The organism is Vibrio sp. 03_296 (assembly GCF_002265885.1).
On the sequence record NZ_NPKW01000054.1, the window covers coordinates 35,818 to 51,494 of the forward strand.

General features: G+C 46.8%; 16 protein-coding genes, 1 other RNA gene and 1 pseudogene. 10 read left to right on the plus strand and 8 right to left on the minus strand.

The genetic code is table 11. From position 1 onward, the window contains the following. Nucleotides 1-98: 98 nt before the first annotated feature. Nucleotides 99-704, minus strand: a complete 606-nt coding sequence (locus CIK04_RS05565; protein WP_039539125.1) for a DedA family protein — start codon at nt 702-704, stop codon at nt 99-101. Nucleotides 705-1,004: 300 nt separating this feature from the next. Next, nucleotides 1,005-1,967 carry an L-threonylcarbamoyladenylate synthase gene (locus CIK04_RS05570; RefSeq protein ID WP_038969448.1) on the minus strand — a complete coding sequence of 321 codons (963 nt, stop codon included), beginning with the start codon at nt 1,965-1,967 and terminating at the stop codon, nt 1,005-1,007. 284 nt (nt 1,968-2,251) lie between these two features. On the opposite strand from CIK04_RS05570, the gene CIK04_RS05575 reads away from it, so the two are divergent. From CIK04_RS05575 to CIK04_RS05600, 6 genes are read left to right on the plus strand one after another with little or no spacing between them, the layout of a single operon-like run. Then, a complete protein-coding gene (locus tag CIK04_RS05575) occupies nt 2,252-2,881 on the plus strand; it encodes a DedA family protein (protein ID WP_097353361.1) in 630 nt (209 codons plus the stop codon). Continuing rightward, a complete protein-coding gene (locus CIK04_RS05580) occupies nt 2,878-4,005 on the plus strand; it encodes a D-alanine--D-alanine ligase (RefSeq protein ID WP_176463289.1) in 1,128 nt (375 codons plus the stop codon). Before CIK04_RS05575 ends, CIK04_RS05580 begins: the two co-directional genes overlap by 4 nt. A gap of 23 nt (nt 4,006-4,028) precedes the next feature. Then, nucleotides 4,029-4,583, plus strand: coding sequence for a hypothetical protein (locus CIK04_RS05585; protein WP_097353363.1), 555 nt, complete (start codon nt 4,029-4,031; stop codon nt 4,581-4,583). A gap of 1 nt (nt 4,584) precedes the next feature. Next, a complete protein-coding gene (locus tag CIK04_RS05590) occupies nt 4,585-5,340 on the plus strand; it encodes an NRDE family protein (protein ID WP_097353364.1) in 756 nt (251 codons plus the stop codon). A 14-nt stretch (nt 5,341-5,354) separates the two neighbouring features. Next, nucleotides 5,355-5,792: a YHS domain-containing (seleno)protein gene (locus CIK04_RS05595; protein ID WP_017420004.1), complete on the plus strand. Its 438-nt coding sequence runs from the start codon at nt 5,355-5,357 to the stop codon at nt 5,790-5,792. Between the two features lie 42 nt (nt 5,793-5,834). Next, nucleotides 5,835-7,577 carry a lysophospholipid acyltransferase family protein gene (locus CIK04_RS05600; protein ID WP_097353365.1) on the plus strand — a complete coding sequence of 581 codons (1,743 nt, stop codon included), beginning with the start codon at nt 5,835-5,837 and terminating at the stop codon, nt 7,575-7,577. Nucleotides 7,578-7,805: 228 nt separating this feature from the next. Here CIK04_RS05600 and ssrA read toward each other — a convergent pair. Beyond that, nucleotides 7,806-8,172: a transfer-messenger RNA gene (ssrA, locus tag CIK04_RS05605) on the minus strand. Between the two features lie 67 nt (nt 8,173-8,239). Further along, a complete protein-coding gene (gene smpB, locus CIK04_RS05610; protein WP_017420008.1) occupies nt 8,240-8,725 on the minus strand; it encodes an SsrA-binding protein SmpB in 486 nt (161 codons plus the stop codon). A 116-nt stretch (nt 8,726-8,841) separates the two neighbouring features. Between smpB and CIK04_RS05615 the strand changes: the two genes are divergently transcribed. Together CIK04_RS05615 and CIK04_RS05620 are read left to right on the plus strand one after the other, a co-directional pair. Continuing rightward, a complete protein-coding gene (locus tag CIK04_RS05615; protein WP_026050324.1) occupies nt 8,842-9,273 on the plus strand; it encodes an SRPBCC family protein in 432 nt (143 codons plus the stop codon). Next, entirely contained in the window at nt 9,270-9,623 is a 354-nt protein-coding gene (locus CIK04_RS05620; protein ID WP_017420009.1) for an RnfH family protein, read from the plus strand. Before CIK04_RS05615 ends, CIK04_RS05620 begins: the two co-directional genes overlap by 4 nt. Nucleotides 9,624-9,719: 96 nt before the next feature. Here the strand turns inward: CIK04_RS05620 and bamE are convergent, their stop codons facing one another. The 3 genes and pseudogenes from bamE to nadK form a co-directional block, all read right to left on the minus strand. Then, nucleotides 9,720-10,079, minus strand: a complete 360-nt coding sequence (gene bamE / locus CIK04_RS05625; RefSeq protein ID WP_017789139.1) for an outer membrane protein assembly factor BamE — start codon at nt 10,077-10,079, stop codon at nt 9,720-9,722. Nucleotides 10,080-10,256: 177 nt separating this feature from the next. After that, complete coding sequence (recN, locus tag CIK04_RS05630; RefSeq protein ID WP_038969453.1) at nt 10,257-11,921, minus strand: DNA repair protein RecN; 1,665 nt, start codon at nt 11,919-11,921, stop codon at nt 10,257-10,259. A gap of 259 nt (nt 11,922-12,180) precedes the next feature. Beyond that, nucleotides 12,181-13,064, minus strand: a pseudogene (gene nadK, locus CIK04_RS05635) (NAD(+) kinase). 145 nt (nt 13,065-13,209) lie between these two features. On the opposite strand from nadK, the gene grpE reads away from it, so the two are divergent. Then, nucleotides 13,210-13,806 (plus strand): nucleotide exchange factor GrpE, encoded by a 597-nt coding sequence (gene grpE / locus CIK04_RS05640; RefSeq protein WP_097353366.1) that lies wholly within the window; start codon nt 13,210-13,212, stop codon nt 13,804-13,806. Between the two features lie 282 nt (nt 13,807-14,088). Next, on the plus strand, nt 14,089-15,369 hold the full coding sequence (locus CIK04_RS05645) for a dicarboxylate/amino acid:cation symporter (RefSeq protein WP_038963539.1): 1,281 nt from the start codon (nt 14,089-14,091) through the stop codon (nt 15,367-15,369). Here CIK04_RS05645 and CIK04_RS33185 read toward each other — a convergent pair. Beyond that, a partial coding sequence (locus CIK04_RS33185) for a hypothetical protein (protein WP_325205696.1) occupies nt 15,353-15,677 on the minus strand: 325 nt, incomplete at its 5' end. The genes CIK04_RS05645 and CIK04_RS33185 overlap by 17 nt on opposite strands.

Genomic DNA, 15,677 nt, shown 5'->3' on the forward strand with positions numbered 1-15,677 from the left:
GTGCTAGATTTGGTGGTGAGTAATTACTTTTGAGAATAACAAAAAGGGAAACGTCACCTTTACTGTGGTGTAGGCATAACCGTGTCTTCTATTCGTGGTTATTTTGAACGGCGTCGGTGTTTGATGACAGCATAAATCATCGAACAGAAGAGCAGGGCGCTGATCCCCCAAATAACAAAGTGGTGGGCAGAATAAAAATGGGTGATCTGATGCAAATGTTCGAAGGCAAAGTGAGTCAGTAAGCCAAATACTGCAACCCAAATGCTGGTGGCGAGAAGATTGCCTAAGAGAAATTCTTTGAGGGGCATTTTGGCAATCCCACATGCCAGTGGCATAAATTGTTTCATCCCTTCAACAAAGCGACTGATGACTAAGCACGCTGGGCCATATTTTTGAATGGCCTGTTGCAGCTTGTGAAACTTAGCACCTGAAATGTAGCCTTTTTTATCCAGCCAAGACTCAAAGTGGTAACCCAACAAATAACCACAGCTGTTGCCGATAAAACAGCTCAACCAAGAGACGATCATCACCCAATAAAAATTCATCACACCATCAGAAGAGAGGATGGATGCAGCGATCATCAGCGATTGTCCTGGCATCGGTACGCCTACGCCCTCAAGCACTATGCTGACGATCAACGCTAGGTAGCCATATTGTTCCAACAAAGGTTGCATAGAAATCAGCAGTTGGTTGAGATGTTGCACGGTCACTGTCCTGAGGGGTGATGCGATAAAGAGATGTTAATACGCCTGTCTATGGCGCGAATCAAGCGTGCTGATGGGTTCTTGCGTGGATTTTACAAAACCGTTCAGTTGTCGAGCGGTGAATTAGCAATGGGGATGTGTACAGCTTAAGAAGTATTTAGATCATCATGTACCTAAAGCATTTGGAACATGATGATCCTAATGCTTAAAAAGCAGAACCAACGGCTGAAAAAGTGGGGGAAATAGACATAAAGAAAACCCAGCAAAAGCAGCTGGGTTTTCTAGTTATTCTCTTTTAAATCAGAGCTTTGATTGTGCTCGATTGAGTCGATCATGAACGGCAAACCAGCTTTCGGTTACCGGTGGTCTTTCTACCCAAATTTCCTCACAGCCCCATTTGTCCGCTTCATCGAGTGTGCGATATAAGTCATGCGAGTATTCGGCTACTGAAGAGGGCATCTGTCTGGCTTCAATATTCTCTTGCGCAGTAAACGGCGTGTAGTGAAGGTAGGCGATCTTCTTGTCCCCAACCAGTGCCAGATCGCTAGCTTGAACCAAACGAACGCGGGTATTGGGCTGGTAGTGGCTAGTGACATTACCGGGTACTGCAACATTATGGCTAACCGGAGAGCTCACTTCCTCGCCCAACGTGGTAGAGAGTTGCGCAGCGGTCACTGGGCCGGTACGTAAAATACGGAAAGGTTTTTCAGTCAGATCGACAATCGTCGACTCAAGCCCGTGAGCACAATCCCCTCCATCTAATACGGCCGCAATTTTGCCACCGAGTGAATTCATGACGTGCTTGGCTGAAGTCGGGCTCAGTTTTTTGTACGGGTTCGCTGAAGGCGCAGCAACTGCCATTCCGGAAGATTGCAATAGAGTCGCAAATACGTCATGCGCAGGCATTCGAATGCCGATGGTCTCTAAGCCACCCGTAACCACAGGCGTCACATGAGGCGCTTTTTTCAACAGCAAGGTAACGGGGCCTGGCCAGTAGGCTTGTGCCAAAGTATACGCTTCTTCAGGAATGTCGATCGCCCAATCGGTCAGTTGCTCCACGCGGCCAATATGCACAATCAAAGGGTGATCGGCAGGTCTTCCTTTCGCGGCAAATATCTTTTTCACAGCGTCTGGATTGGTGGCATCTGCGGCTAAGCCGTAAACCGTTTCAGTGGGGATCGCCACGAGCTCACCGCTGGCGAGAATCTCTTTGGCTTGATCGATGTCTTTTTGCTCTAGGGCAGAAAGATAAAGCGTGTTCAATGTTACTTCCTCAGAATTGGTCACGAGAGACCGATGTACTGCGTTATCCGAGCCCGCGCCGTGCGGTTCAAAACGAAGGCGACATTATACTCAACTAGTGTGAAGATGCGAGCACTAGCAGTACTGTGCTTTGTTCGCGCAAAATTGCCTCGTTGATTCCTTCATTAAGCTATTGATAAATGGTCAGCAGAGCAAAACTGCTGACCTCGCTCTGCCTTATCATTCGCGTATTTTTCTTCAATGCGTAATTTTTTTTATCCCCTTCCGGTCTATTCAAGCAGCGTATGCATTTCAAATGTGACATTGGACTTCATGGAGGGGAAACATTGGCCGCCGATATCCAAGAAATATTGAGCTTACATCTGAGCTCGCCGCTGTGGCTGTTTATTGGCATCGTGCTGATTTCCTATCTCTTGGAAGATCTTGCCATTGTGCTGGCCGCAGGGTTGGCCGTGGAAGGTTACCTCCCTTCTTTGGTTGCTATCGTTGCCATTTTTGTCGGTATTACGACAGGTGATTTAGCGCTCTATTGGTTGGGCAAATATGGTCAAAGTGTTCGTTTTTTGCGTTATCACACGCTCAAGCATAAAGCGTTTCGCCAGGTGAGAGGGCGTATTCAAAGTAAGGCTTTCGTGAGTTTGCTTGTGATTCGCTTTATCCCTGGATTGCGCACTTTAGGTTACACCCTAAGTGGCTATTGCCTGGTGCCGATGCGTGTTTTTTTGTTGGCGGTCATGCTCGCCAGCGCGCTCTGGGTCGGGGGCGTGTTTGGATCGGTGTACTGGTTAGGTAGCCAAGCTTTCTTGGCGCAAAGCTCGTGGCTTTGGTGGTGGGTGTTAGGCGCATTTTTACTGCTGACCGTTATGAATCGTGTCGTGAGCCAGTCTTGGTCAAAAGGAAAAATATCAATATGAATCGAGCCATTGAAATGATTGAACAAGGTCGAGTGAATGCAGGCATGCCGTTGTTAAGTCAATCACCCAAGCGTGAGATATCACCTTATGAGTTTCTGCCGAGCTGGTTTTTTTATACTCCGGTGGTGGCGCAGAGTGTCGTGCAAGGTTTGTGGCATCGAGACATCACGCTGCCATTAATTGCAAATCCCGCCATACATCTCAGCGGCATGGTGGGGGAGTCCAAGCATGATATTTTGACCTTAGCGGGCAAAGAGGCGCAGCGCTGGATTTCTCCTTTTATCACCGTCAGCAAGCATGGGCAGGATATTGAGACTTTGTTGGTCGAGATTGAGCAATCGTTGCTTGATGCCGGATTGACTTATCCCTTAGTGGCAAAACCCGATCTTGGTTGTCGTGGCGCGGGCGTGAAGCTTATCGAAACCGAGCTGCAACTCCGTCAATATTTGCACACTTTTCCACAGAAAGCGCGGTTTCTGTTGCAGAAAAAAGCGCCTTTTTCCGCGGAGGCAGGGGTGTTTTACGTTCGTCATCCACAAGAAAAGCAGGGGCGGATTATTTCGATCACGTTGAAGTACGCGCCATCGGTGGTGGGTGATGGTCAGCGAACACTGAAAGCACTAATTGAAGACTCGCCTCGAGCAGGGAAGTTGACGCATTTGTATTTCCCAAGGCACAGCAACAAGTTGGATTGGGTGCCTGGTGCTGGTGAAGAAGTGCAGCTAGCGTTTGCGGGAAGCCACAGTCGCGGTTCGATATTTCGCAATGGTAACCAATACATCACCCCTGAGCTGAATCAGCGTTTAGATGCCATTTTTGATGATTTCAACGGCTTTCATTATGGACGGTTGGATATCAAGTTTGCAGATATTGAACAGTTTATGGCTGGAGAAAATTTCACCATTTTAGAAGTGAATGGTGCCAGCAGTGAGGCTGCCCATATCTGGGATAGCGAAACGCCTTTGCTGGAGATTTTTTCTACGCTGCTTTTGCAATACCGACTGCTTTTCCAAATTGGTGCGCAACAGAAAAAACTGGGCCACCGCACGCCGAAAATCCGTGAATTGCTTCGAGCTTGGCAAACTGAGCGTCAATTAGTTCGTCAGTATCCCGCTACCGATTAGCCCACATTGTTAGGAATTTCCTTATGTTAATGATTGCCAAATCAGACAACCAACAAGCCAGAATGGTGATGAGTTATCCCGCAGTTGTGCAGGGGTGTTTAGAGACCCTTGAACAAGCACAGCAATTTTTACTCGATATTGAAGATCGTCATTATGTGACACCTGCGGCCCCGTACGTAAGCAGCAGTATTGGAGAACATTTTCGTCATTGGTTAGATATTTTTCATGCGATTCGCTTAGCCAGCGAAGAGATTGACTACAACCAACGTCGCCGTGGTCACGCTGTTGAGCACTCTATCGAACAGGCGCAAGCAGAAATCGCGCAACTTACAACGTGGCTAGGGAATTTGAGCGCCGAAGCCGCAGTGATGAAAGTCTCCGTGACCAGTGAAGTGACACTCTATCAAACTCGGATTGCAGAGATGCAATCAACCCTTGAGCGAGAGTTGGCTTTCGCGGCGCTGCACGCCAATCATCATTTCGCTATGGCCAAAGTGGCGGCGCAGGTGATGCAAGTGGAAACCAATAGCGCGTTTGGCCTTGCACCAGCCACCGCGACTTACATCCGAGGTGAATAGCATGTGTTCGGTGACTTGGCTTATAGAGCCCGATGGTTATCAACTGTTTTTTAATCGTGATGAGCAAAAGGCAAGGCCACTGGCGTTGCCCCCTCAGCAAGTTTGCATTCAACAAACATTGGTTCTCATGCCGATTGATCCCAAAGGACGAGGCAGTTGGATCTCGCTCAATGAGCATGGGCTTTCCTTGTGTCTGCTTAATTACTATCAAGGAAAGGTGCCTGCCGGGGAGTTGGTTAGTCGCGGTTTATTGTTGCGTCATCTTTCGCCCCATCAGAGAGTGGAGGACATTGTGAAAGTGTTTCGAACCATTCAGTTGAAACGCTTAGCACCTTTTACTTTGCTGGCGTTTGATCCATCGTTGACGGCGCGTTTTGGTGATGTCATGGCATTTGAATGGAATGGTGACGCACTACGGATCTTGCCAGTGGATAGTCCGCTGTTTTCTTCCGCTGTGCATTTCGATGCTGTGCAGCATTATCGTCAGAAACTTTACCGTGAATACACCGCAAAAGAGAAAACGCGCGAGTCTCTGTTGGCATTTCATCGTGCCTTTGAGGAAAAAGAGCCACACCTCTCCCCGTGCATGCTACGAGAAGATGCGCATACCGTGAGCTTCACCGCGATCAGCGTCAATCGTCAGCACAAGCGCATGAGTTATCTCCCTGGGTTGCCTGTTTTACAGCTTTCAGAACGCGCACTCGAAGAACACGGTTATCACATTAATCCTGCCGCTGCAGCGGCAAATGATCATTGAGTAAGGAGTTCACAATGAAAAAATGGTTTGCTGTTTTATTGATGCTGGTGAGCGCGACGAGCTATGCCGCTGATGAAGTCTACACGGGCTTTTTTAGCAACAAGGCTTTGGATGGGTATGACACCGTTGCTTACTTCACACAAAACAAACCAGTGAAGGGAGAGGCCAAATTCAAAACGCAATACAAAGGTGCAGATTGGTTGTTTGCATCGCAAGCGCATCTTGATTTGTTTCTCGCTAACCCAGAGAAATACGCCCCTCAATACGGTGGTTATTGTGCTTGGGCCGTTTCCGAAAAGAGCGATTTTGCTCCGGGAGATCCACAATACTGGGCGATTGTTGATGGCAAGCTTTACCTCAACTACGACCAAAAAATTAAGCAATGGTGGGACGAAGCACCGCAGCGACACATCACACAAGCCGATGCGAATTGGCCAGTGATGCTGAAGTGATAGTCGCTTGATGTTGGTTTTAACGCGCGTGGAGAGAGAAGTATGTTAACCAGTCCATTTCGATTACCCAGACATACGCCTTTTGGCTTGGGAGAATCACTGGTTGAGTGGATGACAGGTTTAGCAAAGCTTGATGGCTTTTATCAAGCTCGTCCAAACACTCAAAGCAGTTTTGAATTTATGCGCTATACCCTCTCTGCGCTGAATATCGATTATCGTGTCGAGCAGGGCTTAGTCACGCACATTCCTGAGCAAGGGCCTGTTGTGATCGTGGCCAATCATCCGCTTGGGGCAATTGAAGGTGTGATCTTAGCTGACTTGGTCGGCGCAGTGCGTTCAGATGTAAAGGTGCTGGCCAATCAACTGCTCAAGCGTTTGCCTGAAATTGATGAGTTGTTTATCGGCATCGATGTTTTTGCTGGACGCAGTGCCATGCGTACGAATGCCAACGCGGTGCGAGAAGCTCATCGTCATTTGGCGCAAGGTGGTGTGTTGATTGTCTTTCCTGCCGGAGAAGTTTCCACCTATCGAGAGGGGAGTGAAACCCTATCCGATATTGAATGGAGCCAATCGGTGGCGAAGTTTGTCACTCGTGCCAAAGCCACGACAATCCCCATTTACATCAATGGCCAAAATAGTGCGCTTTTTTACAAAGCCGGAAAAGTACACCCTTTGCTGCGCACCGCTTTGCTTGGGCGAGAGTTGCTGAACAAGAGTACTTCTACGATCGCCATTTCGATCGGAAATCCCATTCCTTATTCCGAGGTGAAAGAGTTTGAACATGAGCGAGATATTGTCCATTACTTACGGCTCAATACGTATCTCATGGGCGCAGAGCAAGATCCACCGTTTGCCTTTTGCTCGCCAGTGTACACGCAACCGCTCATCCAACCGGTTGAGAAAGCTTTGTTAGAGTGCGATCTGGCGGCTCTGCCTTCAAACGCGTTACTACTAGAGCAAGGTGACTACGCCGTCTACTGCGTGGAATCGACAGCGATCCCTAATATGCTCAGGGAAATTGGCCGAGTTCGAGAAGAAAGTTTTCGTGAAGTGGGAGAGGGCAGTGGCTTGGCGTGCGATTTGGATCCCTTTGATGCCAGTTATCGACAATTGTTTGTTTGGAATCACAGTGAAGGTGAGTTGGTAGGAGCTTATCGATTAGGGCTGGTGGATGAACTTACCGTAGAGAAAGGTCTTGATGGGCTCTATTCGCGAAGCTTGTTTCAATACGACGAAGCCTTTCTCAATACGCTGGATAAAAGTATTGAATTGGGGCGCTCAGTGGTTGCCATCAAATACCAGCGCAGTTTGAATGCTTTGCTGCTTTTGTGGAAAGGCATCGCTGCGTTTGTGTCGCAACATCCTCAATACACCCATTTGTTTGGCCCGGTCAGCATTAGCAACGACTACAGTTCAGTGTCGAGACAACTGATGGCAGCCACGCTTTCGATTCATCATTACGATCAAGAAAAAGCGCGATTAGTGACTCCCACCACACCATTAAAAACAAGCACATCACCTTTTTGGCACAAGAATTTGCTCTCGGCATTAGCCAGTGTTTCTGCGCTATCTAAAGTGATTTCGCGTTTGGAAAAAGGCCCTGGCCTACCAGTATTGCTGCGCCAGTATTTAGGCATGAAGGGGAAACTGGTGTGTTTTAACGTGGACCCAGCCTTTAATCACGCGCTGGATGGTTTGATCGTGGTGAACTTGAAACAAGTACCGCTGAAAACGTTAGCCAAATATATGGGCAAGGAAGCCGCCCAGCGCTACCTTGAGCAATAAGGTTTACAAAAAATAGAAGAGACTTAATAAAGGCTAACTCTTTGAATTAGCCTTTATACTGCTGAACGACTCTCAAATAAATAGCGTTGCTTGCAAGGACGTCGATAGAGGAAAGGCGAGTAACCGGATTTAGTTTAGAACCTTGTTTTAGTACTCACAGCCAAGTGATTGAGGGACAGAATACAAAAAGGGCGATAACTCAAAGAGTTATCGCCCTTTCCAAACGTTTGGTGGAGCTGGGGGGAGTTGAACCCCCGTCCGAAAACCATTCATCATTGGTACTACATGCTTAGTCGATCTTTAATTTCACTACCACCTGCGAACCGACACGCGAATGAATAGCTAACCTGAATTGTATCTTACGCTTCATCCCTCAGGTGGGGGAATCCACGCCAGCTTGATTTGGTTTGACCCCTCGTGATTCCCCGTCTTACAAGCGGAAGCTAGGGCGAGAGGGCTCTGAGCAGTTTATTAAGCTGCTAGTGCGTAGTTTTCGTCGTTTGCGACTATTTTTTTGCGGTTTGTTAACGAGGCCTACCGCACCTCGGCATGCACCTCAGACTGCAAAATTCCCGTCGAATCCTAAATCAGCCCCAAGGTAATTTGGGCATACTACCAGAAAAGCCTAGCCTGTCCAGTAGTATACGTCTAAGTGGTTAAGTTTAACGCAGCGAGCTCTTCATCACGCGAGCTTTCTGGCGCTGCCAATCGCGATCTTTAATGTCGTCACGTTTATCGTGTAGCTTCTTACCTTTTGCTACACCAATTTTTATCTTCACCCATGAGCGAGCCCAGTAGAGTGAAAGTGCTGCTAACGTCATGCCTTCGCGGTTGATACGCCCAAGCAAATTATCAAGTTCACGTCGGCTCATCAGCAGTTTACGCACACGGGTAGGGTTAGCTACAACGTGCGTTGATGCTTGATTCAAAGGAGTGATAGTCATGCCACTAACAAAGGCTTCACCGTCACGCATAAATACGTAACTTTCAGCAATATTGGCTTTGCCTTGGCGAAGAGCTTTCACTTCCCACCCTTGTAGCTCCATGCCTGCTTCAATCTCATCTTCTATGAAATATTCGTGGCGAGCTTTTTTGTTCAGCGCGATAGTGTTACTACCCGCTTTTGGTTTTGAATTTTTCTTTGCCATAGTGAACTCATTATACGGTGTGCAACTTTTATAGGAAATGCTTTTATTTGCGCTGGCTCAGAATAACAGTAAAATTGTTCAGCGCTTTGAAATGAAAGCCATTGAGAGGAGAGTCTATGAAGCAAGTCACCCGGTCTGCACTGGTATCGTTTAGTGCAGAACAGATGTATGCCCTAGTGAATGATGTGGCAAAGTACCCTGAATTTTTGCCAGGTTGTTCTGGGAGCCGAGTGATCGAGGCGTCGGATTCCAATATGGTCGCATCGGTAGATGTGGCAAAGGCTGGCATCAGCAAAACGTTCACCACTGCTAATCATCTTGTTCCAGGTGAAGCAATCATGATGACGCTGGTCGATGGCCCCTTTAAAACACTCAAAGGAGGGTGGTTTTTTACTGCCTTAGATGAGCAAGCGTGCAAAGTTGAGTTAAAGCTGGAGTTTGAGTTTTCAAGCAAGATGATTGAGCTCGCATTTGGCAAAATCTTTAATGAGCTGACCAACAATATGGTCAATGCATTTACTCAGCGTGCGAAGCAGGTGTATTTATGAGTATTGAATCTGAGATGATCCACGTTGAGGTGGTTTATGCTTTACCTCAGGAGCAACGTGTATTAACCCTAGTGGTGAACCAACAAGCGACAGTGGAAGAGATCATTCGTCAATCTGGCGTGTTAGAGATCTACCCTGAGATTGACCTTGGCAAAAATAAGGTCGGGGTGTTTAGCCGTTTGGTGAAATTAGATGCAACGGTGCGTGATAAAGATCGTATTGAAATTTATCGTCCTTTATTGGCCGATCCAAAAGAGATTCGCCGTAAACGTGCTGAGCAAGCAAAAGAGAGTGGTGTGGCGGATCCTGTCACTGGAGGCAAGCCAAGCCCACTGCGCAAAGCGGACTAAGTTCAGTTTCAATACTGGATAAAACAAAACCCCGAACTCATCGGGGTTTGTTGTTATAGGAGTATCGAAATGGAAGCGGAAGAGACTCGATAATGCTTAGCGGAGTCCTTCAAAAAAGCTATCACTGGCAGGAAAGTCGCCTGCAATATCCACCAATGTGCCATCATCGTTGAAGTTAACGATAAGGTTTTTCTGGATGGACTCTTTATGCCCTTCCGTATGGTGGTAGATATAGTACCAAGTATTTGGATAGCCATTTTCGATCAGCATTGGTGAGCCCATGACAAAACGCACTTGTGCTTTGGTCATGCCAAATTTCAATTTATCAACCGCTTGTTGTTCAACATAGTTACCTTGGTTGATGTCGATACGGTAAACCAGTTTTTCTAATACCGAGCAGCCTGTCAGCATTGTGATTGTCAAAGGTAGGGCAATCAGCCACTTCTTTAATTGCATAGCTAAATTCTTAGTAACCTCAAAAATACTGCGTCCGATAATAAACAAGCTCGGGCAAGATGTAAAAAGCTCTGTAGGGTAGAACGTAGGATGAGACAACGAATTTTGAGATGAGTTGCATTTATGAAGAAAAAAGCCAGGCTCAAGGAACCTGGCTGATTGATCAAGAAGGTTACACTACGCTGCGATCAACAACTCTTTCGCATTGGCGAGTGTGGATTCGGTAATTTGGCTTCCACCAAGTAGGCGCGCTAATTCCGATACGCGCTGATTTTGGTCTAACAAGCGCATTTGTGTTTCTGTGGTGCCATTTTTGGTGTTCTTAGCCACAAACATTTGCTGATGACCACACCCAGCAACTTGCGGCAAGTGAGTTACACAAAGTACCTGAGTTGATTCTCCCAGTTTACGCAGCATTTTTCCGACGACTGCCGCGGTTGGCCCACTGATACCCACGTCTACTTCATCAAAAATGAGGCTAGGTGTGTCGACTTTTTGCGCAGTGATGACTTGAATGGCAAGAGAAATACGCGATAACTCACCACCAGAAGCGACTTTAGCAATAGGTTGCAGAGGTTGGCCAGGGTTGGTTGAAACCAAGAAGCACACAGTGTCTAAGCCTAATGGCGAAGGGTGTGTTCCTTCATTGTTGACTTCAATGTTAAAGACCGCCTTTTCCATGCTGAGTTCATGCATACTTTGAGTAATCAGCTTGTTGAGTTCTTTGGCATAGCGACAGCGGGATTTATGCAGTTTCTCCGCTTGTTCAAGATAGCCTTGGTATTTGACCTGTACATTTGCGGCTAACTCATCCATTTTTTCCTCGGAGCAATCTAACGCGTCTATTTGTTGCAGCAGATCTTGATGATGTTGATAAAGCTCTTCAGGTTGAACGTGGTGTTTACGAGCCACTGACATTACCTTGGAAAAACGCTGCTCCACATAGGCCATACGAGCTGGATCTACATCGATACGATCGAGATAATTTCTGAGTTCACTGTTAGCTTCTTCAAGCTGAATGATCGCTTCGGCGACCATATCAGGAAGTGCACTGAGTTTCGGGTCTAGCTCCGCTAATTCAATCAAAGCATTGCTGGCGCTTTGTAAAATACCGAGTGCGTTGACTTCTTCGCCTTCGTAGATAAGTTCTATCGCATGCTGGCAAGTGCTGGCGAGCTCTCCGCTATTGGATAGCAACTTATGTTCTTGTTCGAGCTCAGCAAATTCTTCTTCGCCAATCGCAAGTTCATTGAGTTCTTTTATTTGGTATTCCAATAACTGTTTTTGGGCTTGGTTTTGGAGGCTGTTTTCTTGCAACTGTTTTAGGTGATTATCTGCTTGGCGCCAATTTTGGTAAGCGATACGTGTGTTTTTCAGCAAGTTGAGGTGGCCAGCGTATTGATCCACCATGGCCATTTGATGTTCGCTCTTCATCAATTGATGATGGGCATGCTGGCCGTGAATGTTGATCAGCAATTGTCCCAATGCTTTTAGCTGAGAAAGGGGAACCGGACTGCCGTTGATGAAGGCTCTAGAGCGCCCTTCACTGGTAATAATGCGGCGTAAAATACATTCACTGCCGTCTAAAAGTTCGTTGTCTTCTAGCCAGCGTGTGGCGTGAAGATTGTTGTCGAGTAGAAAGGCGGCACTGACTTCTGTTTTGTCCTCGCCCTGCCTCACCATGCTGGCTTCTGCGCGTCCACCAAGGCATAGCCCCAGTGCATCAATGGCAATGGATTTACCTGCTCCGGTTTCACCGGTAATGGTTGTCATGCCTTTTGACAGCTCGAGTTGTAAAGACTTAACAATAGCAAAATTATTAACACTTAAATGAGCCAGCATTTTGGTTTACCTGTATAACTGAACAATACTGTATATAAATGCAGTATATACTGTTTCTTTATACAGTAAAGATCTCAAAGATAAAAAATGTGAAGGCGGTTTTATTCATCAATAGAGTGCTGTTTCCATAGAAGAAAACGTAAAGGCAAAGCTAAGGTGATGGTTAAGGTGATAAGTTGAATTTCCTTTGTCGGAAGAGTGTTTTTTGATGATCGTACAGAGGGTTAAGGTACGCCTTAACCCTTTTAAGGAAGGAGATTTAGAACAACTTGCTCGACCAACCAAGCTTGTTACGTAATACGTGATAGTAGCTGTAGTCTTTTGGATGGATCAGACGAAGTCGATTTGGGCTCTGGTAGATGTGAATCTCATCGCCGGGAGATACGGGAAGAGAGACTTGGCCATCACAGCTGACTTCTTGTGTTCCTCGGTTGTCTGGCGATACCAGTAGTTTAATTCTGCGATTGCCATCTACGACTAATGGTCTACTTGAAAGTGTATGAGGGAACATTGGCACCAAAGAAATGGCGTTCAGGCTCGGTGATAAAATTGGGCCCCGCCAGAGAGCGAGTAAGCGGTTGAACCTGTTGGTGTGGAGACAATTAAACCGTCTGCACGTAGGGAAAACGCAAAGCTCTCATCGATGTAAACCTCAAACTCAATCATATGCGCGACTTGCCCAGGATGGAGCACCGCTTCATTGAGTGCCGCGTTGTGGCTTTTTACTTGCCCATGCCGGTGGATTTCTGCTTCAAGCAAAAAACGTTCTTCCTCGATGTAGGCTCCGTCCAACACGGCTTTCAGAGATTGCTGGAAATCTTCAGGGTTCAAGTCGGTCAAGAATCCAAGATTGCCTCTGTTTACTCCGATAACACGGGTGTTGAAGCGAGAGAGAATACGTGCTGCACCGAGCATATTGCCATCACCACCAACCACGATGGCCAAATCGGCTTTTTCACCTAACTCGACCAAACCAGCAAAGTGCTCTTCGGGAACATCATTGAGAATGGCGGAAAGTCGATCGTCAATAAATACCTGATAGCCGAGTGAGTTCAACCAATGATATAGGTCGCGATGTGTCTGAATCGCTTGTTGATCTCTTGGCTTACCGATAATGGCGATCACGTTAAATGGTTTTTTCATAGCTTTTCCGCACTAAAGAGGCTTGAATCGGGATTCATCATCCCCATAATAATGGCAAGTTATCTAACTTTGCGAATTTTTGTGAAGATAAAGCCTTTAAAACGTGAAAGGCTTTAAGGACAAATAGTTGAATTCTGGAGATATCATGAGCAACGAAGAAAACAAAATCAACGAAGAAGCGCTTAAACAGCAAGACGCTGCGGAAGTAGAAGTAGAAGCTGTTGGCACTGATGCTGATATCGAATGGAACGAAGAAGCGGATGAATCAGCGGCGAAGATCGCTGAGCTGGAAGCCGCTTTATTGGCCAGCGAAGCGCGTGTGAAAGAGCAGCAAGATTCAATGCTACGTGCGAAAGCAGAAGTGGAAAACATGCGTCGTCGTACTGAGCAAGAAATTGATAAAGCGCGTAAATATGCGTTGAATCGCTTTGCTGAAGAACTGCTGCCTGTGATTGATAATCTAGAGCGTGCGATTCAAGCTGCTGACGCTGAAAGCGAAGCGGTAAAACCACTGCTAGAAGGCGTTGAATTAACGCATAAAACGTTTGTTGATGTGGTCAGTAAGTTTGGTTTGAAAGAGATCAATCCTGAAGGCCAGCCATTTAACCCAGAATGGCATCAGGCGATGTCGATTCAGGAAAGCCCAGATCACGAGTCAAACACCGTGATGTTCGTGATGCAAAAAGGCTACGAATTGAATGGTCGAGTGATTCGTCCTGCGATGGTTATGGTTTCGAAATAAGCAAACCAATATATCGATTCAAACACACAGAGCGGCTTTTGCCGCTCTTTTTTTATGTCTCCAAAGCCGCCGCGTCTAGCAAACCAACCCTTTGATTTAGTCGATTATTCTTTGCTTTTCCTTTAATTGAAATTTAATTTCTGATTGGAAATTTGTATCATTATTGTAAACAAAAGCTTCATTTTGTAACTCATGCGTGTATTATGTGCGAACTCCGTCTGAAATATAGGCGGTTTTAACTATAAAACCATAAATTACAAACACAACATTCTGGAGTGAAGGATGGATAAATCACTTTCAAGTAAGATTTTTGTAGGCTTGTTTGCTGGTCTACTTATCGGTACTGCTATTCAGTATCTCTTTAGTGGCGTTGCTATCTTTGATACTTATTTACTGGGTGCTGCAGAGGGCGCTGGCGGTATGTTTGTATCACTAATCAAGCTGCTGGTTGTGCCACTTGTGTATGTTTCGATAGTGTGTGGTATTGTTGACCTAAAAGACATTACTGCGTTCGGTCGCCTTGGTGGTAAAACTTTTGCGCTTTACATTATCAATACCATTATTGCGATTGCGGCAGCGCTGACGGTTGGTCTTATCTTCCAGCCAGGGGCGGATGCACATCTTGCGGGTACCATTTCACAAACGGTAAAACTGACCACAACGGAAACGCCGGATATCTTTTCGTTGGTGGTGAACATTGTGCCAAGCAATCCAGTGCAAGCTTTCGCCAATGGTGACATGCTGCAAATTATCTTTATGGCGATTTTGACTGGTTTGGCAATCCAAGCGCTGGATTCTCGTGGTGGCCCTGCTATCCGTACTTTCAAAATGGCCAATGAGATCATGATGAAGCTGGTTGGCCTTGTGATGAGCCTTGCGCCTTACGGTGTGTTTGCTTTGATGATCCAACTTGGGGCGACTTTGGACGCCAACACGCTGATGTCGGTAGCGGGCTATGTCGCGTTAGTTGTGGCCATGCTGGTGTTTTGGATCTTCTTTTTCTACCCAATGGTGGTGGGAATTACAACTGGGATCACTCCCAAAGCATTTTTGCGGGCAACTCGTGAGCAGATTTTGTTCTCACTATCGACCGCGAGCTCGAATGCAACTATCCCTGTGACCATGAGAACCCTGACTGAGAAGCTTAATGTATCAAAGTCTGTGGCTGGTTTTGGTGTGCCGCTGGGCGCGACCATGAACATGTCAGGTGTGTCTATTTACATTGCGTTGGCGACCATGTTTGTGGCAAACGCATTTGGCCAGCCAATTAACACGGCAGACATCTTTACACTGGGTTTGACGATTCTTCTTCTTTCGATTGGTGCTGGTGGTGTACCAGGCGGCGGCGTGGTGATGGTGGGTGTATTGCTTCATCAACTTGGCTTGCCACCTGAAGGTCTTGCTATTATTGCCGCGGTAGACCGTATCAACGATATGTTCTGTACTTCATCTAACGTGGTGGGTGATACCGCGGTGAACACCATCGTTGCGAAATCTGAAGGGGAAATTGGTGTGGAAGCGGACGAAGCGCAAACAGCGGCTTCAACTACAGCGAATGCGTAAGCACACTTTTTCTGCCAAACAAAAGCGAAGCCAAGTGGCTTCGCTTTTTTGTTTGCCCAGCGAAGCTGGCAAACCCGTCGGGTTGAAAGAAGCCCGAATCGCCCTGACTGAGGGGAAGATAATCCGAATTGCAAGGGCGTTGCTGGCCAACGGCAGAGTCTGAAGGAAGCAATAGGAAGTTAACAGTACACAACGTAAGTGAACCTGCTTCGGCAGCATAGGTGGGTAAGCGTCCGAAACATCGCAAAGCCCAATACTCAGTCAGACCTATGCTGTGCTTGAGGGTGGCATTGTTAACAGGGAGCCAG

What these genes read in the sequence shown, in the direction of transcription:
- CIK04_RS05645 (WP_038963539.1), top strand. Translation starts at nt 14,089, where the DNA reads ATGGATAAATCACTTTCAAGTAAGATTTTTGTAGGCTTGTTTGCTGGT.
- recN (WP_038969453.1), bottom strand. Translation starts at nt 11,921, where the DNA reads ATGCTGGCTCATTTAAGTGTTAATAATTTTGCTATTGTTAAGTCTTTA.
- grpE (WP_097353366.1), top strand. Translation starts at nt 13,210, where the DNA reads ATGAGCAACGAAGAAAACAAAATCAACGAAGAAGCGCTTAAACAGCAA.
- CIK04_RS05590 (WP_097353364.1), top strand. Translation starts at nt 4,585, where the DNA reads ATGTGTTCGGTGACTTGGCTTATAGAGCCCGATGGTTATCAACTGTTT.
- CIK04_RS05600 (WP_097353365.1), top strand. Translation starts at nt 5,835, where the DNA reads ATGTTAACCAGTCCATTTCGATTACCCAGACATACGCCTTTTGGCTTG.
- smpB (WP_017420008.1), bottom strand. Translation starts at nt 8,725, where the DNA reads ATGGCAAAGAAAAATTCAAAACCAAAAGCGGGTAGTAACACTATCGCG.
- bamE (WP_017789139.1), bottom strand. Translation starts at nt 10,079, where the DNA reads ATGCAATTAAAGAAGTGGCTGATTGCCCTACCTTTGACAATCACAATG.
- CIK04_RS05575 (WP_097353361.1), top strand. Translation starts at nt 2,252, where the DNA reads ATGCATTTCAAATGTGACATTGGACTTCATGGAGGGGAAACATTGGCC.
- CIK04_RS05595 (WP_017420004.1), top strand. Translation starts at nt 5,355, where the DNA reads ATGAAAAAATGGTTTGCTGTTTTATTGATGCTGGTGAGCGCGACGAGC.
- CIK04_RS05620 (WP_017420009.1), top strand. Translation starts at nt 9,270, where the DNA reads ATGAGTATTGAATCTGAGATGATCCACGTTGAGGTGGTTTATGCTTTA.
- CIK04_RS05580 (WP_176463289.1), top strand. Translation starts at nt 2,878, where the DNA reads ATGAATCGAGCCATTGAAATGATTGAACAAGGTCGAGTGAATGCAGGC.
- CIK04_RS05615 (WP_026050324.1), top strand. Translation starts at nt 8,842, where the DNA reads ATGAAGCAAGTCACCCGGTCTGCACTGGTATCGTTTAGTGCAGAACAG.
- CIK04_RS05585 (WP_097353363.1), top strand. Translation starts at nt 4,029, where the DNA reads ATGTTAATGATTGCCAAATCAGACAACCAACAAGCCAGAATGGTGATG.